We start from the raw sequence: 24,174 nt of genomic DNA, 5'->3' as shown, positions 1-24,174 counted from the left end.
CTCCTCAGGGAAAAATATCGGCACCATCGAGCAAGGGCGCCTTCCGGTCCTTGTCAGACAGCTGAATGGCGGAGGTCTCGAATGGCCAGTCAATGCCTATGGAAGGATCGTCGAAGCGGATATTGCGATCGTGTTCGGATGAATAATAATCCGTCACCTTGTAGATGACCTCGGTATTTTCCTCCAAGGTCAGAAACCCATGCGCGAAGCCTTTTGGAACGAGAATCTGGTTCCATTTCGCCGCGGACACTTCAAGTGAAACCCATTTCCTGAAGGTCGGCGACGACCTGCGAATATCGACAACGACATCAAGTATCGAGCCGCTCACCACCCGCACGAGCTTGTCCTGAGCGCATGGCGGCAATTGGTAGTGTAATCCGCGCAGAACGCCCTTGGCGCTCGAAAGAGAGTGGTTGTCCTGGACGAATTGCAGATCGATCCCCGCCTTGGTGAAGGCCTGCTTGTTATAGGTTTCGGAGAAGAAGCCCCTGTCGTCGCCGAATTTACGCGGCAGGATCTCAAGTACGCCTTCCAGGGCGAGAGGTATGACTTCAACCATCATTTCCTACCTCCGCGGCGCGGCGCCGCAAATAACCGGCATACTCTGTCTTGCCCATTTTCTCCGCTCTCGCGAGAACCTGGTCGGCGCTAAGCCAGCCCCACTCCAGACCGATCTCCTCTGGGCAGGCAATCTTGATGCCCTGCCGGTGTTCGATCGTCCGCACGAACGAGGAAGCCTCGTGCAGACTGTCATGGGTTCCCGTATCCAGCCAGGCATAGCCACGCCCCAATCGCTGGACACGCAAATCGCCGCGCTCGAGATAGATATTGTTGATGCTGGTAATCTCCAGTTCGCCGCGTTGTGAGGGTTTGATGGATCTGGCGATATCGACAACTTCATTGTCGTAGAAATACAGGCCAGTGACAGCCCAGCTGGATTTCGGCTTGACGGGCTTTTCCTCGATGGAAAGCGCCCGGCCCGTTGTCTTGTCAAACTCGACGACACCGTAACGTTGCGGATCCTCAACGTGGTAGGCAAAAACCGTACCGCCTTTCTCGCCGGACGATGCCAGCTGGCAAAGTTTGGAAAGGCCGTCGCCGAAATAGATATTGTCGCCGAGGATCATCGCGACGCTGTCGTCGCCGATGAAGTCGCGCCCGATGATGAACGCTTCCGCCAGGCCGTTCGGATTCGGCTGCTCGGCATAGGAAAAATTCACGCCGAAATCGGTGCCGTCACCAAGCAGTTTCTGGAAAAGCGGCAAATCATGCGGTGTTGAGATCACCAGAATGTCGCGTATCCCCGCAAGCATCAACACGCTCAACGGATAATAGATCATCGGCTTGTCGTAGATAGGAAGCATTTGCTTCGACATGGCAATGGTCAATGGATAGAGACGTGTACCGCTTCCACCTGCGAGTATTATTCCCTTCATTAGACCTCTTCCCTACATAAAACGCGTAAGAGAACGCGGAAAATAATCTACTGGACAAACAGAGCCGATTTCAGCACAAGCGCGGGATGCGGTTCGCTTATCTTTGTGCAGACATTTCGCGGCAATGGATAGACAAGTCAACCGTGCCGAGGGCTCTGTTCGTTCTGCTTCCAACAGATATCATTTATTTTTGTAGCGCGATCGCACCTGATAGCGAACCATGGGTTTGAAATGCAGATTGAACGCCAGTTAGAAGTCAGCGGCATTATCGTCACGTATAATCCTGACTTCGAAGGCCTGAAATTGCTTCTCGCTGCGATCGTACCGCAGCTCGGCTCCGTGATCATCGTTGACAATGGTTCGAAAGCCGACATCGGAGCGTGGCTGCTTCAGCAGGATATCCGTGTCGATCTTGTGGTGCTCGGCGATAATTTGGGCATCGCCAAGGCACAGAATGTCGGCATCGACCATGCACGTGCGAATGGATCAGGATTTGTGCTGCTTCTCGATCAGGATAGTCTTCCGGCACCCGATATGGTTGCAACGCTGCTATCGGCTGCAAAAGCCCAGATTTCCGACGGTGTGAAACTCGGATGTGTTGGCCCACGATATGAAGACACCCGGCAGAACAACCCGCCACCCTTCATCAGGACGAACGGCTTCCGGCTTGAGCGACAGGCCTGCACCACGCCGGATGATGTTGTCGATGTTGACTATCTGATCGCTTCGGGCTGTCTCATCCCGATGCAAACGCTCGATGATGTCGGCGGGATGAGGGAGGAGATGTTCATCGACTACGTGGACATCGAATGGGGACTGCGAGCTCAGAACAAGGGTTATCGCTCCTTCGGGGTTTGCGCGGCGCTCATGAAGCACGACCTTGGTGACAAACCGATTTCGTTTCTCGGCAGGCAAATCCCGGTGCACAGTCCGCTACGGCATTATTACCACTTCAGAAATGCGATCTGGCTCTACCGTCAGCCGTGGTTGCGTTTCAACTGGAAGGTCGTGGATGGCTCCCGCCTCCTGCGAAAGTACATATTCTATAGTCTCATGACTGTGCCCCGGCTTCAACACGCGAAGATGATGACGATCGGTATCCTCCACGGCCTTGTCGGCAAGATGGGAAAGAAGGCCGGCAATGGCTGAACCGCAGGATTTCGAACTGACGGTCTGCATCGTCATATTCAAACCCGACAGGCCGACCGTCACCAGAACCTTGGAAAGCCTGCGGCGGGCGCTTCATTTCCTGTCGCCGTCGCATGTAAGGCTCACCATTGTCGACAACTCGCCGGGCGCGTCCGACCATGCATGGCTCACGAGCGCGTGGGGCGATTTACCCTGCGAGATCATTTCCGGCCAAGGCAATATTGGATTCGGCAGAGCCAACAACATGGTGCTCGACCGCGCGGGCAAATATCATCTGGTGCTCAATCCGGATGTGGAGATGGAGCGGGATGCCATCGAGCAGGCGCTGATGTTCATGCGCGAAAACGCGGATTGCGGTCTCCTTACCCCGCAGGCTTTCAATCCGGACGGCAGCAAGCAATATCTGTGCAAACGGTATCCGACGCTGTTCGACCTTCTCCTGCGCGGTTTTGCGCCGCGCTGGCTCAAATCATTGTTCCAGAAGCGCTTGGACAGATACGAGATGCACGACCAGCCAGCCAATTCCGTCGCATGGGATCCGCCAATCGTCAGCGGATGCTTCATGTTCTTTCGCGGTGACGTCTTCCGGAAATTGAAAGGGTTCGATCCGCGATACCTGCTTTATTTCGAAGACTTCGACATTTCACTGCGTACGGGTGAAATCGCACGCATCGCCTACGTGCCGGCCGTAAGGATAGTGCATGAGGGCGGACGTGCGGCTGACAAGGGTCTCTGGCACATTTGGCAGTTCCTGCGCTCGGCCGCCATATTCTTCACACAGCACGCGATGAAAGTGTTCTAAAGCTTAGGACGCCTCGATTGAAGCCAAGGCCACTTCTGCGCGCTTCAGACCCCACTCCAGAAGCTGATCCGCGCGCTCATCCGTTGCCGCTTCCGCATAGCAGCGCAACTCGGGTGCATTGCCCGAGGCGCGATAATGGATCACTTCGCCGGTCGAAAGCACGATGCGAACGCCGTCGATAGCGTCGTTTTCCCTGATTGCGCCGAGCTCTACGAAAAAGCTTTCCCGCTGGCTGGCATCGAGCAGGTTTTGCAGGAAAGGGCCACTCCGGCTCGCATCAACATGCTCGATCCGGCCGCTGCGCGTAAACCGCGACGGCATGTTCTCCAGGAGCTTCGATAGCGCGACACCTTCCTTTGCAGCCATGCCAAGAACAGCGAGGATGGGAAGCATCGCGTCGCGCGTCGGCAAGGCATCGAGCCGTCCGCCATCCGTGGCGACGGATGAACCCAGCAGAACACCGCCATTGGCTTCGAACCCGACAATGCGCTGGTAGCCATCCTTGCTTGCCTGTTCCATGCCTTCAATGACATATGGCGAACCGACGCGCGTCCGGTAGACCTTTGAAAAAAGGCCGCTGAGTTCGATCGCCGTGTTGGAGGTGACAGGGGTGACAACCGCATCGGCCTGGAGAAAACGCGCCGTCAGAAGCCCGACGCTATCCCCGCGCATAAACACCCCCTGTTCATCGGCGATGAGAGGCCGGTCCGCGTCGCCATCCGTGGAAACCAATGCGTCGAGCTTGTATTTCTTGGCAGCCGCATCCGCAAATTCGATGTCCTCCGGGCGCAACGCCTCGGTGTCGACGGGCACGAAAATCTCTGAACGGCCGAGGGCGACTGCGTCGGCACCCAGTTCCTGCAATATATTCACGATCAGATCGCGCGCGACTGAACTGTGCTGGTAAACGCCGATCCGTCTTCCGGCCAACGCTGTCGGTGTGAGAAGCGAAAGGCAACGCTTGGCGTAGTTTTCCAGAGCGTCGGGGGTGATCACTACAGATTCACCACCTGACGGCAAGGACGCCACTGATTCAAGGTCGAGAGCGGAAAGAATCCCCGCTTCATCGGTTTTGTCGATTTCGCCATCGGGGCGATAGAACTTGAGGCCGTTGCGATCCGCGGGAATGTGGCTGCCCGTAACCATGATGGCCGGCACCTTCAGGCTCATCGCCCGGAACGCCAGTGCCGGCGTTGGTACTGGGCCGCAGTTTTCGACATTCATGCCAAATTCCTGTGCTGCCGATATGCAAGCGGCGGCCATCTGCGGACTGCTTGATCGCAGATCATATCCGACAAGCAGGTTGCCGCCTGAGGGCGTCCCATGAGCCAACTGCATGTGCTTTAGAAATGCCAGGGTATAGGCCCGGCAAATTGCGTCCGGCAGCTCGGTTACAAGGCCGCGAAGCCCACTCGTTCCAAATTTCAGACTTGTCATGAACATCATCATTGTTGAGACGAACGCGGACAGGGCCGAGCCGCAAATTCGACGTTGAGCTTGAGAGGCAATTCACAGGCTCGTGTAACTCTTTTCGCCAGCGATGACAACGAGAGCAAGCGGACATTCAGGAGCAATAAACGTCATGAGAGCCACCCGGATGAGTCCGGGCTTGCAATCGTTTGGAATAAGTCTTTGATTTTGCTGGCTGGGGAACCTGGATTCGAACCAGGACTAACGGAGTCAGAGTGTTTTAATTGAAGTTGTTTTCATTGTGCTTTTTACTGCTATGTCGCGCCTATGTCGCACTCGCGGCGAGCAGCCGGCTTTCAGCTTCGGCCAATGCCTGCCCCTCATCGATTGCTGGGAAAAGGTGTCCGTAGGTGTCGAACGTCACTTGAATGCTGGAATGTCCCATGCGCGATTGTACGGCCTTGGGAGACAATTCGAGGCCACCATCAGCCTTGCTGTTGATGCACCACGACGCGAACCAGTGCCGTAGCGCGTGCATGCCAGTGTATTTCGCTTTGGTCACCACCTCCCCATTCGTGCTCGGTTTGTCGATCGAGACCCCGGCCGCGATCAACGTTGGATGCAGCCCACGCTTGATGATATTCTGATGCCATTCGATGTTGCCCTCGCCGTTGGGGAACACCAGGTTCAGATCCCCCTTCGGGCAGGCGAGCCTCCATTCCCTCAAAGCATTGATCACCATAGGTGCGAGCGGTATTGTTCGTTGACCGGCGTCGGATTTTGGCATGCCGATGACATGGTATTTGTCGGCCCGTTGTCGGACGTGCAACTGCCCTTTATCCAAGTCGACATCGGTCCAGGTGAGGCCGCGAAGCTCAGATGCCCGCAGCCCAGTAAAGATTGCGGTAATCAAGAAGGACCGATACCTACCGTCGGATGCCCGAAGAATGGCCCTGATCTCGTCCACTGTCGGGATATCCACACCATACCGCAGTCGCGCCTTCTGGCGCTTCTCTGCCTTGGCAGCGACTTTGCCACGTTTCTTGGCCATCTCGTGCACGGCATTGCGTACGACCAAGCCGCGCTCTTGTGCATCGGAAAGAATGCTGCCGAGGCTAACTGTCACGCGCTTGATCATGGCCCCCGATCGGCCTTCCTCGCGCAATGTGTCCTGAAACTCTCTCACAGCTGGCACGGTGATTTTGCTCAATTTTATGGATCCGATGGTGGGATCGATGTGGAGATTGAGGTGCTGGGTGTACTGATCGATCGTAGAACGTTCAAGCCCGGCGCTGTCGCAGCTCGCGAGCCATAACTTTCCCGCCTGGGCAACAGTTACGGTAGCGCTATCGGCTACATGCACACCCTCTCGCACCTCGATACTAGCAGTCGACGCGAAGGTATCAGCCTGTTTCTTCAACTTGAACGTTTTCAGCCGGCGCCTGCCTTTGGTGTCGAGGTAGTCGACCACCCAGGCGTGTTGATTGCCACTGAGAACTGACCCGGCAACAAAGGATATTTCCATCGAGAATTGACCCATGTTTGAACCTTGCCCTGCGTGTTTACAGCGGGGGCTACGGAGTGATCGACATGGCATTACTGAGCGTGATCCGACGCTGGCATTTTCGAGAGCATTTATCGATCCGGGAGATTTGCCGCAGGACTGGCTTATCCCGGAACACCATCCGCAAATATCTGCGATCAGACGGCGTGGAGCCGAGGTTCGAGGTACCGGATCGGCCGAGTAAGCTTGATCCCTTCGCTGACCGACTGTCGGCGTGGCTAAAGACGGAAGCTAACAAGCCCCGCAAACAGAAGCGGACCCTCAAGCAGTTGCATGCCGATCTTCTGAGCCTGGGCTATGACGGTTCTTACAATCGTGTGGCGGCATTCGCCCGGGAATGGAAGTTCGACCGGCAAAGAGAGTTGCAGACATCGGGACGTGGGACATTCGTGCCTCTGGCGTTTGAACCCGGCGAGGCGTTCCAGTTCGACTGGTCGGAAGATTGGGCGATCATCGGCAATGAGCGAACCAAGCTGCAGGTAGCGCATACGAAGCTGAGCTATAGCCGCGCGTTCATTGTGCGGGCTTATCTGCTGCAGACGCACGAGATGCTGTTCGATGCTCATAACCATGCGTTCCGTGTGTTTGGCGGCGTTCCCCGGCGCGGCATTTACGACAACATGAGGACTGCCATCGACAAGGTCGGCCGCGGAAAAGATCGTGACGTCAACGTCCGCTTCATGGCGATGGCCAGCCACTATCTCTATGAACCCGAGTTCTGCAATCCGGCATCTGGCTGGGAGAAGGGCCAGGTCGAGAAGAATGTTCAGGATGCGCGTCATCGCTTCTTTCAACCGATCCCGCGCTTTCCATCACTGGAAGCCCTGAACGATTGGTTGGAGCTTCGCTGCAAGGAGTTTTGGCAGCAGACCTCGCATGGGAAGATGCGCGGGACTATTGCCGATCTCTGGGCCGAGGAAGCACAGGCTCTGATGCCAACATCCCGTCTCTTCGACGGCTTTGTTGAATACACCAAGCGGGTTTCCCCGACCTGCCTCGTGCACCTGGATCGTAATCGCTACAGCGTTCCAGCATCCTTCGCCAATCGGCCCGTCAGCGTTCGGGTTTACCCGGATCGCATCGTTGTCGCTGCAGAGGGCCTGATCATCTGCGAACACCGCCGCATCATCAGCCGCTCGCATGATGGACCGGGACAGACGGTTTACGACTGGCGGCATTATCTGGCGGTCGTGCAGCGCAAACCGGGCGCTCTTCGCAACGGTGCACCGTTCACCGAACTCCCAGACGCCTTCAGGACGCTGCAGCAACACCTGCTCAAGAAGCCGGGAGGTGATCGCGAGATGGTCGACATCCTGGCGCTTGTCCTTCAGCACGATGAACAAGCCGTGCTCTCGGCCGTCGACATGGCATTGAAGTCCAGCGTTCCAACGAAGACGCATGTGCTGAACCTGCTTCATCGCTTGGTCGATGGCAAATCCTTCACGCCGCCAACTATCGATGCGCCGCAGGCCCTGATGCTCACCAACGAGCCCAAGGCCAATGTCGAACGCTACGACGCCCTGAGGAAGACGGAGGTGCGCCATGCGTCATAATCCTGCCAGCGGTGCTATCGTGATCATGTTGAGGCAATTGAAGATGCACGGCATGGCGCAAGCAGTCGGTGAACTGACCGAACAGGGATCGCCGGCCTTCGAGACCGCCATTCCGATCCTGTCGCAACTCCTCAAGGCCGAGACGGCGGAAAGGGAGGTTAGATCGACAGCTTATCAGCTCAAGACGGCACGCTTTCCAGCCTATCGCGATCTGAACGGCTTCGACTCCTCAAGCAGCGAGATCAATGAAGCCCTCGTGCGCCAGCTCCATCGCTGCGAATTCCTCAATGAGGCCAACAATATTGTCCTCATCGGTGGACCCGGCACAGGCAAGACGCACATCGCAACGGCGATCGGCATCCAGGCCATCGAGCATCATCACAAGCGGGTCCGTTTCTTCTCAACGGTCGAGCTGGTCAATGCGCTTGAGCAAGAGAAAGCACAGGGGCGTTCCGGGCAGATCGCCAATCGGCTCGTCCACTCCGATCTCGTCATTCTCGATGAGCTTGGATACCTGCCGTTCAGTGCATCAGGCGGGGCTTTACTCTTCCATCTGTTGAGCAAGCTCTATGAGCGCACCAGCATCATCATTACCACCAATCTCAGCTTCAGCGAGTGGGCCAGCGTGTTTGGCGATGCCAAGATGACCACGGCACTGCTCGATCGGCTCACACATCACTGCCACATACTCGAAACCGGGAACGACAGTTTCCGCTTCAAGAACAGTTCAGCCCATAAACCGAAAACCACGAAGGAGAAAAACAGGAACTTGACCACAACACCCGATCCGAAACATACATAAAGGCGGGTCAAATCTCGGTGGAAATACCGGGTCAGTTCTCAGTGGAAATCAACACCATGCCCTCCCGCATGTAGTTTTTGAAATGGCGGCTATACTGCCAAGCGCCGGATATGTTGTGAACGTATCGCAGCACAACAAACACGTCGATTCTGAAAATAATCCATCTCATTTGCTTTTCCTCAGGAGGCAACTTGCATCATCCAGCTAAACCATCCCGGGCTTAATCCTCCAATTTGGTGTCCGGAATGCTGTAGTTTGGAATGGTCCGAGTATTCATCGCGCGGCCGATGATTACTATTCTACCTAAGGTCAGGAATCTGGTGAATTGGTATGATGGTGGTAGCCGTTAGTTTACATTAATACGAACAGCGCACGCTTATTCCAAAGAGCGCCTCCAGAATCAGCAGCAAGCACTTTTCGCTGTTTTTAGAGCATGCGCGCGAGGGTTGAGTTGGTGCTATGGAGGACTCTGGTGATATCCGCCCTCTACGAAAATTCGGGAGACCTCTTACGCTTTCGAGGCGTTCGCGAGAGAGGCTTGATTCGAGGTTTTGAGCTCCTTGACGAGGGCCTGAGCATTTTTATCCGAGGCCATTTGCGGACCTTTGGAGCTTGGGTCATGGGTTCCTGTGTATCAAAGCGTTGCCAATTTCGTCATAGGAACCGCTAACCAGCGTTACCTTGCCACGTCAAGCCAGTCCCGGAGAACGTCTGACCAATCCGACATTTCGAGCGAAGAAAAATCGGCGGTCGGCACCTCCGCGACCATCCTTCTATCAAAACTGATCAGATCTTCGTCGGTCATGGTTCCTACATCGATCTCGGCCATCTCCTATCCCATGTTGCATCCATGTCGCATGGATTTGCGGATAGCGGCAGAAAATCGTTGTAAATCAATGGGAGCCAGTTGCAACATGATGCAACATGAATTCAACCTAGGTGAGACGGTCACACTAAGTTAAGGTACTGATTTTACTTCGGAAAAGTTTGGCTGGGGAACCTGGATTCGAACCAGGACTAACGGAGTCAGAGTCCGTGGGTCTACCGTTAACCTATTCCCCAAAAAAGCTGGCAGCATTGGCCGGTGCGGGTCGTCATATAGTTGAATTCCACCGATATGCAAACCCCTGATCTCAAGTTTTTTGGCAATGAGTAATCGCTATCTCAACAACGACCTTGTGGTTGGTGAAAGCCGGGCGATGTCTGGCGGGGCGATCAGGTACCTTGAAAGCTGCTGTCGTACGGTCTGCCATGCAGGACTACCACCGAGCAATTCGTTGAATGCCGCTTGTGCATCGACTGAGTGGAAACGTGAGAAAATGACGACGACATTCTCACCCAGACGTACGGGCAGGCGCGTGAACGTGTTGGCACTGTGTTCGGAGGTGAAGGTTGCAATTCTGTGTTCGCCCCACGTGCAGAGAATCGGTGAAAGCATCTCCTCGTAGAAGGCAAGGAACCCCAGTTCCGGGGGAACCTTGAGCTTGTAGGTCACAGCCTCGATGACCGCCGATGAGGGGTTGATAGAAACTGGTCCGGGACGTTCGTCCGGGAGTGCGAACCGGCCAGCGTCACCCACAGGATGTAGCAGCAAGACGTCGTCTGAATCGATCATCGTTTCGTTAGCCGTATTGCGATGCGCGGCCCATACAGGACCGTCATAAAATGCGGTCAGTGCCCGGTGGCGAGCCTGCATATCAGCGAAACCGCGCAACCAGACGAAGGCGTCGGGATCATCGATATCGCGGAATTGGCCGATGATCTTCATGCCGCATGTTTCTTGACCTTCGACAAAATACGTATCGAAGAGCGAAATCAGATCATCACGCCGACCCGGATGCAATGTATAGCGCCGCAGTTCCACAATCGGACTATGGAGTTGGCTTTTGTTTGTTGGTGCAGGCGCGACAATAGACATGAGATATTCTCAAAACAAACGGGTCATCCTGTTTTAAATAATACCGGTTGTCCTGTTTTGTCAATTTGCTATTTTAGATACAGACGAGGTTCATGATGACGCAAGACACCACCGAGCGCCCCAAACGCATCAACAATCCGCAGGCGATGCGCGCGCGAATTCTCGATGTTGCTGCCGACCTCTTCCAGCGAAACGGATATAACGCGACCAGCGTCCACGATGTGGTGCGCGGCGCAGCGACGACCGGCGGCGCGCTGCACCATCATTTCGCGACGAAGAAAATCCTCGGTCTCGCCGTTATTGCCGAACGCGTGGCGAAGGAAGTGGACGAAACTGCGATCCAGCCCATCACCACCGCCGCGTCAGCAGCAGTTGGCATTCGCACGGTTTTCAACGGCGTGGCCGATGTGCTGGAGCGCAACCGCGCCGTGTCGGGCTGCCCTCTGAACAATCTGGCGTTGGAATTATCCCTGGCGGATACGGATTTTCGTGAAGCAGTTAACGCTGTCTTCGACCGCTGGCGCTCTGCGCTGTCGCTGAGATTGCGAGCCGACAGGCCGGATCTGGATGCGTCGCGTGCACATGATCTTGCGACACTGGTGGTCGCCAGTTATTCGGGCGCCATGGCTATGGCCAAGGCGAGCCAGAGCGCCGAACCACTGCGGGCATGCGCCAAGCAGCTGGAAACCCTTTTGGGCTAGCTTGCCAAAAGTTTTCGATTTTCGTGCTTTTCGGCTGGATTGGCGGCGGAAAATAGCTCAAAGCAGTCGAAAAATATTTGAATTTCAGGAAACGCCTCATGTCTACCGCCCCGGCGCGCTTTCCCAGCGCGTCCATATCCTCAGCAGCGCGTAGCGGCGTGCTGCTTATGCTCCTCGGTATGCTGATGTTTTCGCTCAATGACGTCATGGGCAAATGGCTCGTATCGACCTATTCCGTCGGGCAGGTGGTTTTCATCCGCAGTATCGCAGCACTCATTGTGCTCGCACCGTTTCTCTGGTTCAACGGCCCCGCAAAGATCGTGCAGGTCGACCGCCCCTGGTTGCAGGCAGCACGCGTAGTCCTTTCCACGGCTGAAGTCTTTGCTTTCTATTTCGCCGTGGTCTATCTGCCATTGGCCGATGTCATGACCTATTGGCTGGCGGCACCGATCTATGTGGCAGCCGTCTCACCATTTGTTCTGAAGGAACCCGTGGGCTGGAGACGCTGGACTGCCATCATCGTCGGTTTTATTGGTGTGGTGATTGCGCTCGAGCCCTCGTCGCAGGCACTGACACCGCAGGCAATCATATCCATCCTCGGCAGCATGTTCTTTGCCTTCATGCTGCTGCTTGGGCGCTCGCTGCGCGGCACGCCGGATACGACGCTGGTATTCTGGCAGATCGTTGGCGCTGGACTTGCCGGACTGGCTGCCGTGAGTTTCCAATGGACACCCGTGAGCCTCCGCGATCTCTTCTTGCTGGCATTGCTCGGCGTTGTCGCCATGCTCGCGCATGTGCTGGTCAACCGCGCATTGAAACTTGCCGATGCCGCGACTGTCGCGCCTCTGCAGTATACACTGCTCTTCTGGGCGATCCTCTTCGGTTGGCTGGTGTTCGGCGATGTGCCGCGCCTGTCGATGCTTGTCGGCTCAGGTTTCATCATCGCGTCGGGACTGTTTATCTTCTTCCGCGAACAGCAGTTGAAGCGTCAGGGCCGGATCAAAGCGCCTGCCGAGACCGTCGTCACGGGCTCGGGTGAAGCGCCTTGATGTCACAGATCAAGCGTTGACGCCGGCACCTTCCAGGGATCTGCCGAGCGCATCCAGGAGGTCTTCGGTACCCCGTCTGCGCAAGGATGGATCGTCGAAATCATCAAGATAGGCGCCTTGTTCGGTAAGGACCAGCTTTGTACCGGTGCCCTCCGGCCGCAGTTCCATCGTTGCCAGCGAAACCGAGATGCGCTTGTCGCCAATATGCATATCGTATGTGTAGACGATGCGCTCGTTCTCGACGATGTCCTGATAGACGGCGTCAAAACGGTGGCTCGGACCGTCGGCCGGCGCAACGCTATTGGACTCGCGTCCGCCAACACGAAAATCCATTTCGTGGTAATTGGTGCCCCATTCCGGAGGTCCGACGAACCACTTTTCCTTGGCCTGTTTGTCGCTCAGCGCAAAAAATACGCGTGCAGGGGATGCTGAATAGCTGCGTTCGATGACGAAGGTGTCGTGTGTCACGGATCGTTTGGTCATTGATCTATCCTTTTTCCTGTTCGGCGAGAAAATCACCCAATCTGTCGAGGCGATGTTCCCAAGTCTTGCGCCGCTCCAGCATCCACTCTTCAGCCGTCTGCAGTGCTGCCCATTCGATATGGCAGGTGCGGACGCGCCCCACTTTCTCGGACCGAATGAGTCCGCTTGCCTCCAGCACCTGCAAATGCTGAACCACCGCAGGGAGCGACATGGCAAACGGCTTTGCAAGTTCGCTGACCGAGGCTGGTCCTCGGCTCAGCCGCTCTACCATGATGCGGCGTGAAGGATCCGCCAGCGCCTGGAACATGAGATCGAGTGGAGCTTGTTGGTTAAGCATGTACTTAAGTATTGTGGTTGAGCAGGATTGTCAATCGAAATTGTTTTGGGTCTGTACGCTTTCGTGGCTGCGGCGCTGCCTCGAAATGATTGATGGCTTTTTCAAACTTGTCACGACAGCCGGGGTTGCAGAACCCGACAACCGCACCGTTATAAAGCGTCAGGCTATCCTCCTTGATCGGATCCCCAGACCAGGGGCAGGTGGTGTTGATCGCATTGCCGATCTTGAGTTCAGACATGATATCTCCTCCGTTCCTGTGAAGTTCAGGTGGGCTGAACTTCGATATGGGTGAGCACGGAATTTGCAATGAAGCATTGCTCGTGCGCGTCATGGTGCAAGTGTTGCTCCGTCTCTGCATCCGGCGCGGCACCCGCATAGGTTACATGCGGCTTGAGTGTCACGCGGCTGACATGGAGCTTGCCTTTGTCGTTTTTTGCGAGTTCGCCTTCCGCGGCATCACGGTATTCGTCAATGACAAATCCCTTCTTGGCGGCACCGCTTAGAAAAAACAGCATGTGGCAGCTCGAAATCGAGGCGACAAAGGCCTCTTCCGGATCGACATTCTCCGCCGTGGAATAGGGCAGGCGGACAATGTGCGGAGAGGACGAGGCAGGCACTTCAGCACCACCATCGAACTGCCAGACATGAGCCCGGCTGTATTTATTGTCAGTGAAGGTAGCGCCTTCCGGCCGCGTCCAGAGAACAGTGGCGCCGAATGTAGTCATAGCCTTGCGTTTCCCGAATCCGATTTGTTTGAGGTCGAGCTTGTCAAAACGCGCCGGAATTGTCGATAAGGGATCACACAGCAAGAATCGGCGAGGACATCATGGATCTGGGTATCAAAGGCAAGCGCGCCATCGTCTGCGCGAGTTCAAAAGGCCTTGGCCGCGGCGTTGCGGAAAAACTGGCCGAGGCGGGTGTCGACCTGACGCTGAATGCGCGCACCGAGGAAACGCTGCGCGCCACAGCTGACGAGATTGCGGACAAGTACGGCGTCAAGGTTCAGATCGTTGCAGAAGATGTGACGACGGAAGCCGGACGGCAGGCGCTGCTGAAGGCAGAGCCGCAGCCGGATATCCTCGTCAACAATGCCGGAGGCCCGCCTGCCGGTGTCTGGTCCGAATGGGGCGAGGAGGAATGGCTGAAGGCGATCAACAACAATATGCTGACCCCGATCCTTCTGATGAACGCCATCCTGCCCGGCATGATCGAGCGGAAATGGGGCCGGGTGCTCAACATCACCTCCGGCTCGGTCAAATCGCCGATCGCCTCGCTCGGGCTTTCCAACGCCGCCCGCAACGGTCTGACCGGTTTCGTCGCCGGCACTGCGCGGCAGGTGGCAAAGCATGGCGTTATCATCAACAATCTGCTGCCTGGATCGCATGATACGGACCGCACCAAAGGCTTCCTCGATCGGACGGCGAAGGCCAAGGGCATCTCCATCGAGGAGGCGCGGGCCGAATCCTATGCGGAAAATCCCACGGGGCGCTACGGCACGGCGGAAGAATTCGGCGCCGCCGCGGCTTTCCTGTGCAGCCAGTATTCCGGCTTCATTGTCGGCCAGAACCTGCTGCTTGATGGCGGCGCATATAATTCTACTCAGGGGTGAGCCTAGCCGCTGATTTCACTCCGCAATAAACCGATAGCCGACCCCCGCCTCGGTGCGGATGAATTGCGGGTTGTTCGCATCGTCTTCGATCTTGGCGCGCAGCTGGCCGACAAAGACGCGCAGATATTGCAAATCATGCACATGGGCTGCGCCCCAAACCGAGGCAAGCAGCTGACGGTGTGTAACCACCATGCCCGCATGCAGGACGAGGTGCACGAGCAGCTGATATTCCTTGCGGGTCACGTGCACTTCCTCACCGTTGCGGCTGACGAGGCGCTTGACCATATCGACGACAAGCCCATTGGCCTCGAAACGGGACGGCACGCTTGTGCCAGCCGCCTGCTGGCGCAGCGCCGTGCGTATACGTGCCAGCAACTCACCAATACCGAAGGGTTTTCCAACATAATCATTGGCGCCGAGATCAAGCGACGCGATCTTTTCGGCCTCGCGGTCCCGCGCCGACAGGACAATGATCGGCACTTCGGAAAAGGCCCGTATTGTCTCGATCACTTCCTTGCCATCCTTGTCGGGAAGGCCAAGATCGAGAATGATCAGATCCGGCGCACTGGTGGCAGCCAGCCGCTCGGCTTCAGCGCCGGTCGAGGCCATGATGACTTCATAGCCCGATGCCGTGAGTGCGGGGTTGAGAAAACGCTGGATCTGCGGCTCGTCATCGACGATGAGGATACGATGCTGGTTCATGCCGCTGCCTCGTCATCGGGATTGGCGACAGGAAGCCGGATAATGATCCGGGTCCCGCGCTTGCGAATGGCGGGGCTTTCCGCCTTGATCGTACCGCCCATGGATTCGACGAAACCGCGGGAGATCGAAAGGCCCAGCCCCGTCCCCGGCGCACGGCCGTCACCTTTGACGCGCCTATAGAACTTGTCGAAAATCTTGTCCAGATCCTTGGGCGGAATCCCCTTGCCCTGGTCGGTAATGCTGATGGCGACTTCCGGGCCGTCGCCCTTAGCGTAGACTGCGATCGGGCCATCACCCGCATATTTCGCGGCATTATCCAACAGATTGAACAGTGTCTGGCCCAGCAGAGAAGCATCGCCGTTCACCATGGGCAAATCTGGGGCGATGCTAGTGTCGATAGCAATCCCGGGCTTGAGCTTTTTCATGCGCTCAATGGAAGACACGATAATTTCGGCCGCATCGACGGGAAGATTTTTGGCCTTGAGGGTTCCAGCCTCGATGCGCGTCATATCGAATAGGTTGGCGACGAAGCGGTTCAACCGTCCGGCTTCTTCCTCGATGGAAAGCAAGAGATCGTCACGCGTGTCGGCTTTGATGCGGCTACCTAGCTGCCGCAGCGTCGTGACGGCGCCGGTAATCGAGGCAAGCGGTGTTTTCAAATCGTGTGAGAGGGATGAGAACAGAGCCGTGTGCAGCTTGTCGCTCTCCTGCAATGCGGCCGTCTTGGCATTTTCCCGCACAAGTTGAGCGCGATCAATCGCGATGGCCGTCTGATCGAGGATAGCGGTGAGCATGCGGTCGTCGTTCTCGCTCAGCGTCGCACGATCCTGCATGGAAAGGCCCAGCACGCCCGCCACTCCATTTGAAGTGAGAATGGGAAGAAACTGCCATCCGATCTGCGGCAATGTCGCCGTATCGGAACCGGCACGCTCATTCTTCTCATAAGCCCAGCGTACGGCGGTCATATCTGTGCCGTCCAGTGTCAGGTCCGGCGGCCATGCGGTCTGCAGCGAGAGGTCGCCGTCATAAGGCATCAGGATGACAACGCCGGTTCCAAAGGTCGAATGCAGATGTGTGGCGGTGGAAACGAGCACATCATCGAGCCGCGCCGTACCGGAAAGCTTGCGCGAGAATTCGTAGAGCGCCTGCATATTCTTCGCTTGGTTGCGTGAACGGGCGACCTGATCGCGCAGACGCCCGGCAAGGTCGCCGATCATCAAGGCAACCCCAAGGAAGATAATCAGCGAGAACAATTGATGCGGCTTGGCAATACTCAGATCGTGCAGCGGTTCGAGGAAGAAGAAGTTATAGAAAACAAAGGAAAGGCCCGCTGCTATGACCGCTGAAAGCCGTCCGCAAATCATTGCCGAGAGGATAACCGCGACAAGGAACAGCATCGAGAGGTTTTGCGCGTGAACGATATCGCTGACGCCAAGGCCGAGCAGTGTGGTCACACCCGTTGCTGCAACGGGAAGCGCGATTGCCTTGGCAAGTTCGAGCCTGGTACGCTTGCGCATCGACGGCGGCACATAGGGCGTGCCCTGTTCCTCGCCGGTGACGATGTGCACGCCGATATCGGTGAAACGTTTGATAATCTCGTCGGGCAGCGAGCGCCGGAAAGGATTGGCAAACCGCGCCGACTTCGGACGGCCAACAACGATCTGGGTGACGTTTTCGCGCCGGGCGATACGGAAAATCTCCTCGACGAAATCCAGGGCGATCACACGCCGTGTTTCTGCACCGAGCCGTTCGGCAAGATCGAGGAGTTCATCGATGCGCTTGCTTGTCTCGGCCCCCGCATCATTGGTCTGAGTGAGCGAAACCACCAGCCAGCGGGCATTCAGTCCTGACGCCAGACGGCTGGCCGTGCGCACGACCTTGTCGGAAAGGCTGTCCGGACCGACGCAGACGAGCAGGCGTTCGCCTGTCGCCCATGGGCCTTCGATAGCGTTTTGGCGCAACAGATCGATCATCTGATCGTCGACACGATCCGCCGTCCGCCGTAACGCCAGTTCGCGTAGCGCCGTGAGATTGGCGGGTTTGAAGAAACCCTCAGCCGCGCGTTCGGCATTACCGGGAAGATAGACCTTGCCTTCCTTCAGGCGCGCGATCAGTTCTGCCGGAGGCAGGTCGACAAGCAGGACGTCGTCGGCCCGCTTCAGAACAACATCCGGCACGATCTCGCGAACAGTCACGCCGGTGATGCTGGTGACGACGTCAGACAGGCTTTCCAGATGCTGGACATTCATTGCCGTCCAGACGTCGATGCCCTGCCAAAGCAGTTCCTCGATGTCCTGATAGCGTTTCGGGTGGCGGCTGCCGGGTACATTGCTATGGGCAAGCTCGTCGACGACGAGAATTTTCGGCTTGCGGGCGATTGCCGCATCGATATCAAACTCTTCCAGCACCTTGCCGCGATAGCTGACCTGTTTTCGCGGGATTCCCTCGAGCCCATCGAGCAGTTCAGCGGTCTCGACCCGGCCATGGGTTTCGGCAAGCCCGATGACGATATCGGCGCCATCCTCCTTCAGGCGGCGGGCGCGCAAAAGCATGGCATAGGTCTTGCCCACACCGGGTGCTGCCCCCAGAAAAACAGTCAGCTTGCCGCGCGTTTCACGGGCGGCAAGCTCCAGCAATTTATCGGGATCTGGTCGATTTTTTTGACCGTGATCGGCCATATACGCCTCAAATTATTCGTTCCGTGCGTGGAGCACCTGAACGTTTAGCCCAGCTTGGCTGCAAATGCCAAGGGGAGGTGCATTTTTGTGCCGAAGCAGGCTTCATTCAACCTACCACGGGGAACTCCGTCGAATCACGCGCAATTGTTGCGCCATGGGATAAGCCAAAATTATCCCCGCGGTCTGATTCCGCTGAGAATAATGCTCAGCACCGCCTGTGCGGTCTGTTCTCTAAAGCCAGGCCGGCCAACCTGGCTACCCATGATTGCGCGCACCTGTACGTCGAAATCCGCGTAATGCTGCGTCGTCGCCCAGATCATGAAGATGAGGTGGTAGGGGTCGACCGGCGCGAGCTTGCCTTCACCCACCCAACGGCGAATCACGGCAGCCTTTTCGTCAACCAATGGCTTCAGGTGCTTGGTGAGAAAATCGCTGATAGCCGGTGCGCCGTGTAGAATTTCGTTGGCAAACAACCGGGACGCCTCCGGGTGGGTCTCGGACATGTTGATCTTCAAGGTGATGTATTTACGCAATTGCTCGATCGGATCGCCCTCCGCATCGATCTCAGCAAGCGGTGCCAGCCATTCCGTCAGCGTCTCTTCAAGCAGTGTTACGTAGATATTCTGCTTGCGCGGGAAATAATAAAGGAGATTGGGCTTGGACATGCCGGCCCTCTCGGCGATCTGGTCGATCGTGGTGCCGCGAAACCCATAGGTGGAGAAGACATCGAGAGCTGCATCGAGGATCAGACGGCGGTTAAGTTCCTGAATCCGCGTCGTCTTTTCGGGCGCTTCCTTCAGTTTCTTCTTTTCCGCCCTTGCCATGCCCTGCGTCCCTTTATCGTTTGCCCGGAGGGGCCTTTTCGTCGCATCCTGGAACTGCTTTAAAGACTTATAAAGCGCTTGACCGCCTTCCTATGCTCTTCTAGCCTGCATTTTGACCAAGTAGTCAAGTTTTTGATTGTGCCGCAGGTTCAATCATTCGGGAACACAAAACAAGCGGTAACATCCGCGCTATTGGAGGCTTCATAAAATGTCTAAAGCGGCATACGGGACCAATAACCTCGACGCGTTCTGGATGCCATTCACGGCAAACCGGCAGTTCAAGGAGAAGCCTCGCCTTCTGGTGAGCGCCAAGGACATGCACTATAAATCCCATGACGGCCGCGAGATTCTGGACGGTACGGCGGGCCTGTGGTGCTGTAATGCGGGTCATGGTCGTCCCAAGATCGTCGAGGCCGTGCAGAAACAGGTCGCCGAACTTGACTACGCCCCCGCTTTCCAGATGGGCCATCCGAAAGCTTTTGAACTCGCCGCGCGTCTCGCCGCAATGCTGCCGTCGCCGCTGGATCATGTGTTCTTCACCAATTCCGGCTCGGAATCGGTTGATACCGCGCTGAAGATTGCGCTGGCCTATCATCGCGCCAAGGGCAATGGCACCAAGGTCAAGCTCATTGGCCGTGAGCGCGGCTATCACGGCGTCGGTTTTGGCGGCATTTCAGTCGGCGGCATTTCCGGCAATCGCAAGACTTTCGGCAATGCGCTTAGTGGCATCGATCACATCCGCCACACCCATGATCTCGCCCGCAACGCCTATACGCGCGGCGAACCCGAGTATGGTGTTGAGTTTGCCGATGATCTGGAGAAGGTCATCGCCCTGCATGATGCGTCGAACATCGCTGCGGTGATCGTAGAGCCTGTTGCCGGATCGACCGGCGTATTGATCCCGCCAAAGGGGTACCTCAAGCGCCTGCGCGAGATTTGCACCAAGCACGACATCCTGTTGATTTTCGATGAGGTCATCACAGGTTTCGGCCGTCTCGGCACACCGTTCGCCGTTGATTATTTCGGCGTGATCCCGGACCTTGTCACCACCGCCAAGGGCATCACCAGCGGCGTGATCCCGATGGGTGCGGTTTTCGCGTCGAAGCAGATTTATGAAACCTTCATGACCGGCCCGGAAAACATGATCGAGCTTTTCCACGGCTACACTTATTCTGGTCATCCGGTGGCTTGCGCCGCCGCGCTGGCAACGCTCGATACGTACGAAGAAGAAGGCCTGCTGACCCGCGCCTCCGAGATTTCCAGCTATTGGGAGGATGCGCTGCATGCGCTGAAGGGTCTCCCGCATGTTATCGACATCCGCAACCTGGGACTGATCGGTGCCATCGAGCTTGAGCCTATCGAAGGTGCGCCGACCAAGCGTGCTTTCCAGGCGTTCCTCGATGCCTATGAGAAGGGCGTGTTGATTCGCACGACTGGAGACATCATCGCGCTGTCACCGCCGCTCACCATCAGCAAGGGGCAGATCGAACATCTCTTCGACACGCTGGCTGACGTTTTGAAAAATCTGGATTAAGGGCTCTAAGCATGGCGCTCACAGGAAATCTCAGGATCAACGGCGACCGTCTCTGGGACAGCCTGATGGAGATGGCGAAAATCGGACCTGGCGTGCGCGGTGGCAACAACCGCCAGACCCTGACCGATGAGGACGGTGAAGGCCGCCGCTTGTTCCAGTCCTGGTGCGAGAAGGCGGGCCTTTCCATGGGCATCGACACCATGGGCAGCATGTTCTTCACCCGAGAGGGGACTGACCCCGATGCGCTGCCGGTCTATGTCGGCAGCCATCTCGACACACAGCCAACAGGCGGAAAGTATGATGGTGTTCTAGGCGTGCTCGGCGGGCTCGAATTGATCCGCACGCTCAACGATCTCAATATCAAGACCAAACACCCGATCGTCGTCGTCAATTGGACCAATGAGGAGGGCACGCGCTTTGCTCCGGCCATGCTGGCTTCCGGTGTCTTCGCAGGTATTCACGATCAGGAGTGGGCCTACAATCGCGAAGACGCCAAGGGCAAGAAGTTCGGCGACGAGCTTGAGCGCGTCGGCTGGAAGGGCGACGAAAAGGTCGGCGCACGCAAGATGCACGCGCTGTTCGAACTGCACATCGAGCAGGGCCCGATCCTCGAAGCCGAAGGCAAGGAAATCGGCGTCGTCACCCATGGCCAAGGCTTGTGGTGGCTGCAGATCACGCTGACCGGCAAGGAAAGCCATACTGGCTCGACGCCCATGCCAATGCGCAAGAATGCCGGCCTCGGTATGGCGCGTATCACGGAACTCGTCCACACCGTTGCCATGGCGCACCAGCCGAGTGCTGTCGGCGCAATCGGTCATGTCGATGTCTATCCGAACTCGCGCAATGTCATTCCGGGCAAGGTGGTGTTCACGGTCGATATCCGTTCGCCTGACCTTGCGACGTTGAACGCGATGAAGGCCGAGATCGAAGACAAGGCTCCCAAAATCGCAAAGGAACTTGGCCTTGAAATTGCTATTGAGGAAGCGGGCCATTTCGATCCCGTCACCTTCAACGAAGGTTGTGTGACCGCAGTACGCAATGCGGCAGAACGGCTAGGCTACAGTCATCGCAATATTGTTTCCGGTGCAGGACATGACGCATGCTGGATCAATCGCGTCGCGCCGACAGCGATGGTCATGTGCCCCTGCGTCGATGGGCTCAGCCATAACGAAGATGAAGATATTTCGAAGGAATGGGCTGCCGCCGGCGCTGATGTCCTCTTGCACGCGGTTCTGGAGACTGCGGAAATCCAGTCCTGACCCGCTAACCCAAATAGACAGCGACACGTTCGGCAAAAAACCAAAAAGGGGAACGGACACATGGCTACGAAAGTGATCAAGGGCGGCACCATCATCGCCGCCGACCGCACCTACAAGGCGGATGTGCTGATTGACGGCGAAACCATTGCAGCCATCGGTGCTGATCTTACTGGCGATGATATTATCGATGCGACCGGCTGCTATCTGATGCCGGGGGGTATCGATCCGCACACCCACCTCGAAATGCCGTTCATGGGCACTCATTCCTCCGACGATTTCGATACAGGCACCGCTGCTGGGCTGGCTGGCGGCACGACCATGGTCGTCGATTTCGTGCTACCGGGCTCAGATGGTCTGCTCGTCGCGCTGCAGGACTGGTTCCAGAAGGCAGGCAAGGCGCGCACCGACTATTCCTTCCACATGGCGATCACCAGCTGGAACAAGCAGGTCTTCGACGAGATGCCGAAAGTGGTCGAGCGCGGCATCAACACCTTCAAGCATTTCATGGCCTATAAGGGCGCCTTGATGGTGGATGATGACGAAATGTTCGCCTCGTTCATGCGCTGTGCCGAAATCGGCGCCATGCCGCTGGTGCATGCGGAAAATGGCGATGTGGTTGCGCATCTGCAGCAGAAGCTTCTGGCTGAGGGCAACAACGGTCCGGAAGCCCACGCCTATTCTCGCCCGCCAGAGGTTGAAGGGGAGGCGGCCAACCGCGCCATCATGATTGCCGATCAGGCCGGCGTGCCGCTCTACATCGTGCATGTCTCCTGCGAGCAGGCGCATGAAGCCATTCGCCGTGCGCGGGCAAAAGGCATGCGCGTCTATGGCGAGCCGCTGGTCCAGCACCTGACACTGGACGAGAGCGAATACAAGAACGAGGATTGGGACTATGCAGCACGGCGGGTCATGTCGCCGCCCTTCCGCGACAAGATCCATCAGGACGGCCTGTGGGCTGGTCTCGCCTCCGGCAGTCTGCAGGTCGTTGCCACCGACCATTGCGCCTTCACCACGCAGCAGAAGCGTTTCGGCGCCGGCGATTTCACCAAGATCCCGAACGGCACAGGCGGGCTTGAGGACCGCCTGCCGGTGCTGTGGACCAAAGGTGTACGTACGGGCCGCCTGACGCCGAACGAATTCGTGGCTGTCACCTCCACCAATATCGCGCGCATTCTCAATATTTATCCGCGCAAGGGCGCAATCCTGCCGGGCTCCGACGCGGATATCGTCATCTGGGATCCGAATGCTACGAAGGTTATTTCTGCTAAGACCCAGAAATCCGCTATCGACTACAATGTCTTCGAAGGCATCGAGGTGACGGGACTGCCACGCATGACCCTGTCGCGCGGAAACATCGCCTATAAAGACGGCGAGGTGCTGGCGCCGACGGGCAGTGGCCGCTTTGTTGAACGTGAAGCGAATGCGCCGGCAAACCGTGCACTTTCCACGTGGAAGGAATTGACGGCACCGCGTAGAGTGGAGCGCGATCCGAAAAACATTCCGGCAGGCGTATAGACCCATGTCAGTCGTCACGCTCCGACCCAAGGCGAAGACAATGCCACTAGCGGCCAAAAACGTGATCGACGTCAAAGACCTGTCGCTGGTGTTCCAGACCAATGACGGGCCGGTCAACGCATTGTCCAACATCAACCTTGCGGTCAATGGCGGCGAATTCGTCTCTTTCATCGGCCCGTCCGGCTGCGGCAAGACCACATTGCTAAGGGTGATCGCCGATCTGGAACAGCCGACCTCCGGCTCGATTTCCGTTAATGGCATGACACCATCCGAGGCGCGGCAGAAGCGCGCCTATGGCTACGTGTTCCAGGCGGCGGCGCTTTATCCGTGGCGCACCATCGGCGGCAATATTTCCCTGCCGCTGGAAGTGATGGGCGTGCCCAGGGCAGAACGGAAAACGCGGATCGCCAAGAACCTCGATCTGGTCAATCTGTCCGGTTTCGAAAAGAAGTTTCCCTGGCAATTGTCCGGCGGCATGCAGCAGCGTGCCTCCATTGCCCGCGCGCTTTCGTTCGATCCGGATCTGTTGCTGATGGACGAGCCTTTTGGCGCACTCGACGAGATCGTTCGCGATCATCTCAACGAGGAGCTCCTGAAGCTTTGGGCGAAGACGCAGAAGACAGTGATTTTTGTCACCCACTCCATTCCTGAAGCCGTATTCCTTTCCACGAAAATCGTAGTGATGAGCCCGCGGCCAGGCCGCATTCACGAAATCATCGACTGCAATCTCGGCCCGGAACGCACGCTCGACATCCGCGAGTCTCCAAAGTTCCTCGAAATCGCCCACCGCGTGCGCGAAGGCCTGCGCCACGGTCATTCCTACGATGAGGCACATCTATGACGCCGGAG

At 57.0% G+C, this 24,174-nt stretch carries 24 protein-coding genes and 1 tRNA gene; 11 read left to right on the top strand and 14 right to left on the bottom strand.

Annotation, left to right across the window (positions count from 1 at the left end):
* Window positions 1-4 precede the first annotated feature (4 nt).
* Window positions 5-559 (bottom strand): dTDP-4-dehydrorhamnose 3,5-epimerase, encoded by a 555-nt coding sequence (rfbC, locus tag ACSQ3H_RS02305; protein WP_436119324.1) that lies wholly within the window; start codon window positions 557-559, stop codon window positions 5-7.
* Window positions 552-1,436: a glucose-1-phosphate thymidylyltransferase RfbA gene (rfbA, locus tag ACSQ3H_RS02300; RefSeq protein WP_436115549.1), complete on the bottom strand. Its 885-nt coding sequence runs from the start codon at window positions 1,434-1,436 to the stop codon at window positions 552-554. Before rfbA ends, rfbC begins: the two co-directional genes overlap by 8 nt.
* Window positions 1,437-1,667: 231 nt before the next feature.
* On the opposite strand from rfbA, the gene ACSQ3H_RS02295 reads away from it, so the two are divergent.
* The gene (locus ACSQ3H_RS02295; protein WP_436115548.1) at window positions 1,668-2,585 is read left to right on the top strand and encodes a glycosyltransferase family 2 protein; all 918 of its coding nucleotides are present in this window, start codon (window positions 1,668-1,670) and stop codon (window positions 2,583-2,585) included.
* On the top strand, window positions 2,578-3,387 hold the full coding sequence (locus ACSQ3H_RS02290) for a glycosyltransferase (protein ID WP_436115547.1): 810 nt from the start codon (window positions 2,578-2,580) through the stop codon (window positions 3,385-3,387). The genes ACSQ3H_RS02295 and ACSQ3H_RS02290 overlap by 8 nt, the downstream gene beginning before the upstream one ends.
* Before the next feature lie 3 nt (window positions 3,388-3,390).
* On the opposite strand, the gene ACSQ3H_RS02285 is transcribed toward ACSQ3H_RS02290, so the two are convergent.
* Window positions 3,391-4,830: a phosphomannomutase gene (locus ACSQ3H_RS02285; RefSeq protein ID WP_436119323.1), complete on the bottom strand. Its 1,440-nt coding sequence runs from the start codon at window positions 4,828-4,830 to the stop codon at window positions 3,391-3,393.
* Between the two features lie 292 nt (window positions 4,831-5,122).
* Window positions 5,123-6,322, bottom strand: a complete 1,200-nt coding sequence (locus ACSQ3H_RS02280) for a tyrosine-type recombinase/integrase (RefSeq protein WP_436115546.1) — start codon at window positions 6,320-6,322, stop codon at window positions 5,123-5,125.
* A 65-nt stretch (window positions 6,323-6,387) separates the two neighbouring features.
* On the opposite strand from ACSQ3H_RS02280, the gene istA reads away from it, so the two are divergent.
* Window positions 6,388-7,914 carry an IS21 family transposase gene (gene istA / locus ACSQ3H_RS02275; RefSeq protein ID WP_436115545.1) on the top strand — a complete coding sequence of 509 codons (1,527 nt, stop codon included), beginning with the start codon at window positions 6,388-6,390 and terminating at the stop codon, window positions 7,912-7,914.
* Window positions 7,904-8,716, top strand: a complete 813-nt coding sequence (gene istB / locus ACSQ3H_RS02270) for an IS21-like element helper ATPase IstB (RefSeq protein ID WP_436115544.1) — start codon at window positions 7,904-7,906, stop codon at window positions 8,714-8,716. The genes istA and istB overlap by 11 nt, the downstream gene beginning before the upstream one ends.
* A gap of 676 nt (window positions 8,717-9,392) precedes the next feature.
* Here the strand turns inward: istB and ACSQ3H_RS02265 are convergent.
* From ACSQ3H_RS02265 to ACSQ3H_RS02255, 3 genes are all read right to left on the bottom strand, one after another.
* Entirely contained in the window at window positions 9,393-9,545 is a 153-nt protein-coding gene (locus ACSQ3H_RS02265; protein ID WP_436115543.1) for a hypothetical protein, read from the bottom strand.
* A 159-nt stretch (window positions 9,546-9,704) separates the two neighbouring features.
* Window positions 9,705-9,778, bottom strand: a tRNA-Gln gene (locus ACSQ3H_RS02260).
* Between the two features lie 97 nt (window positions 9,779-9,875).
* Window positions 9,876-10,634, bottom strand: a complete 759-nt coding sequence (locus tag ACSQ3H_RS02255) for an NIPSNAP family protein (RefSeq protein ID WP_436115542.1) — start codon at window positions 10,632-10,634, stop codon at window positions 9,876-9,878.
* A 92-nt stretch (window positions 10,635-10,726) separates the two neighbouring features.
* Between ACSQ3H_RS02255 and ACSQ3H_RS02250 the strand changes: the two genes are divergently transcribed.
* Together ACSQ3H_RS02250 and ACSQ3H_RS02245 are read left to right on the top strand one after the other, a co-directional pair.
* Window positions 10,727-11,335 (top strand): TetR/AcrR family transcriptional regulator, encoded by a 609-nt coding sequence (locus tag ACSQ3H_RS02250; protein WP_436115541.1) that lies wholly within the window; start codon window positions 10,727-10,729, stop codon window positions 11,333-11,335.
* A gap of 98 nt (window positions 11,336-11,433) precedes the next feature.
* Window positions 11,434-12,384 (top strand): DMT family transporter, encoded by a 951-nt coding sequence (locus tag ACSQ3H_RS02245; RefSeq protein ID WP_436115540.1) that lies wholly within the window; start codon window positions 11,434-11,436, stop codon window positions 12,382-12,384.
* Window positions 12,385-12,393: 9 nt separating this feature from the next.
* On the opposite strand, the gene ACSQ3H_RS02240 is transcribed toward ACSQ3H_RS02245, so the two are convergent.
* Genes ACSQ3H_RS02240 through ACSQ3H_RS02225 form a run of 4 tightly spaced genes read right to left on the bottom strand, consistent with a single transcriptional unit; the run spans window position 12,394 to window position 13,929 of the window.
* Window positions 12,394-12,867 (bottom strand): SRPBCC family protein, encoded by a 474-nt coding sequence (locus ACSQ3H_RS02240; protein WP_436115539.1) that lies wholly within the window; start codon window positions 12,865-12,867, stop codon window positions 12,394-12,396.
* Window positions 12,868-12,871: 4 nt separating this feature from the next.
* On the bottom strand, window positions 12,872-13,204 hold the full coding sequence (locus ACSQ3H_RS02235) for an ArsR/SmtB family transcription factor (RefSeq protein ID WP_436115538.1): 333 nt from the start codon (window positions 13,202-13,204) through the stop codon (window positions 12,872-12,874).
* A gap of 4 nt (window positions 13,205-13,208) precedes the next feature.
* On the bottom strand, window positions 13,209-13,442 hold the full coding sequence (locus tag ACSQ3H_RS02230; RefSeq protein WP_436115537.1) for a glutathione S-transferase: 234 nt from the start codon (window positions 13,440-13,442) through the stop codon (window positions 13,209-13,211).
* A 25-nt stretch (window positions 13,443-13,467) separates the two neighbouring features.
* The gene (locus ACSQ3H_RS02225; protein ID WP_436115536.1) at window positions 13,468-13,929 is read right to left on the bottom strand and encodes an OsmC family protein; all 462 of its coding nucleotides are present in this window, start codon (window positions 13,927-13,929) and stop codon (window positions 13,468-13,470) included.
* 101 nt (window positions 13,930-14,030) lie between these two features.
* Here ACSQ3H_RS02225 and ACSQ3H_RS02220 point away from each other — a divergent pair, with 101 nt between their 5' ends.
* On the top strand, window positions 14,031-14,813 hold the full coding sequence (locus tag ACSQ3H_RS02220; RefSeq protein WP_436115535.1) for an SDR family oxidoreductase: 783 nt from the start codon (window positions 14,031-14,033) through the stop codon (window positions 14,811-14,813).
* A gap of 15 nt (window positions 14,814-14,828) precedes the next feature.
* On the opposite strand, the gene ACSQ3H_RS02215 is transcribed toward ACSQ3H_RS02220, so the two are convergent.
* The 3 genes from ACSQ3H_RS02215 to rutR form a co-directional block, all read right to left on the bottom strand.
* Window positions 14,829-15,515, bottom strand: coding sequence for a response regulator (locus ACSQ3H_RS02215; protein WP_436115534.1), 687 nt, complete (start codon window positions 15,513-15,515; stop codon window positions 14,829-14,831).
* Window positions 15,512-18,193, bottom strand: a complete 2,682-nt coding sequence (locus ACSQ3H_RS02210) for a DUF4118 domain-containing protein (RefSeq protein WP_436115533.1) — start codon at window positions 18,191-18,193, stop codon at window positions 15,512-15,514. The genes ACSQ3H_RS02215 and ACSQ3H_RS02210 overlap by 4 nt, the downstream gene beginning before the upstream one ends.
* A gap of 170 nt (window positions 18,194-18,363) precedes the next feature.
* On the bottom strand, window positions 18,364-19,017 hold the full coding sequence (gene rutR / locus ACSQ3H_RS02205; protein WP_436115532.1) for an HTH-type transcriptional regulator RutR: 654 nt from the start codon (window positions 19,015-19,017) through the stop codon (window positions 18,364-18,366).
* Between the two features lie 208 nt (window positions 19,018-19,225).
* Here rutR and ACSQ3H_RS02200 point away from each other — a divergent pair, with 208 nt between their 5' ends.
* From ACSQ3H_RS02200 to ACSQ3H_RS02185, 4 genes are read left to right on the top strand one after another with little or no spacing between them, the layout of a single operon-like run.
* Window positions 19,226-20,551: an aspartate aminotransferase family protein gene (locus ACSQ3H_RS02200; RefSeq protein ID WP_436115531.1), complete on the top strand. Its 1,326-nt coding sequence runs from the start codon at window positions 19,226-19,228 to the stop codon at window positions 20,549-20,551.
* 11 nt (window positions 20,552-20,562) lie between these two features.
* Window positions 20,563-21,810 carry a Zn-dependent hydrolase gene (locus ACSQ3H_RS02195; RefSeq protein WP_436115530.1) on the top strand — a complete coding sequence of 416 codons (1,248 nt, stop codon included), beginning with the start codon at window positions 20,563-20,565 and terminating at the stop codon, window positions 21,808-21,810.
* Between the two features lie 60 nt (window positions 21,811-21,870).
* A complete protein-coding gene (gene hydA, locus ACSQ3H_RS02190) occupies window positions 21,871-23,325 on the top strand; it encodes a dihydropyrimidinase (RefSeq protein WP_436115529.1) in 1,455 nt (484 codons plus the stop codon).
* A 40-nt stretch (window positions 23,326-23,365) separates the two neighbouring features.
* Window positions 23,366-24,166, top strand: a complete 801-nt coding sequence (locus ACSQ3H_RS02185; protein ID WP_436115528.1) for an ABC transporter ATP-binding protein — start codon at window positions 23,366-23,368, stop codon at window positions 24,164-24,166.
* Window positions 24,167-24,174: the final 8 nt, after the last annotated feature.

The organism is Phyllobacterium sp. LjRoot231, assembly GCF_964253365.1.
Classification (GTDB): Bacteria; Pseudomonadota; Alphaproteobacteria; order Rhizobiales; family Rhizobiaceae; genus Phyllobacterium.
Note: the sequence above shows the minus strand (reverse complement) of the source record. Positions and strands in the feature narration are given on the sequence as shown.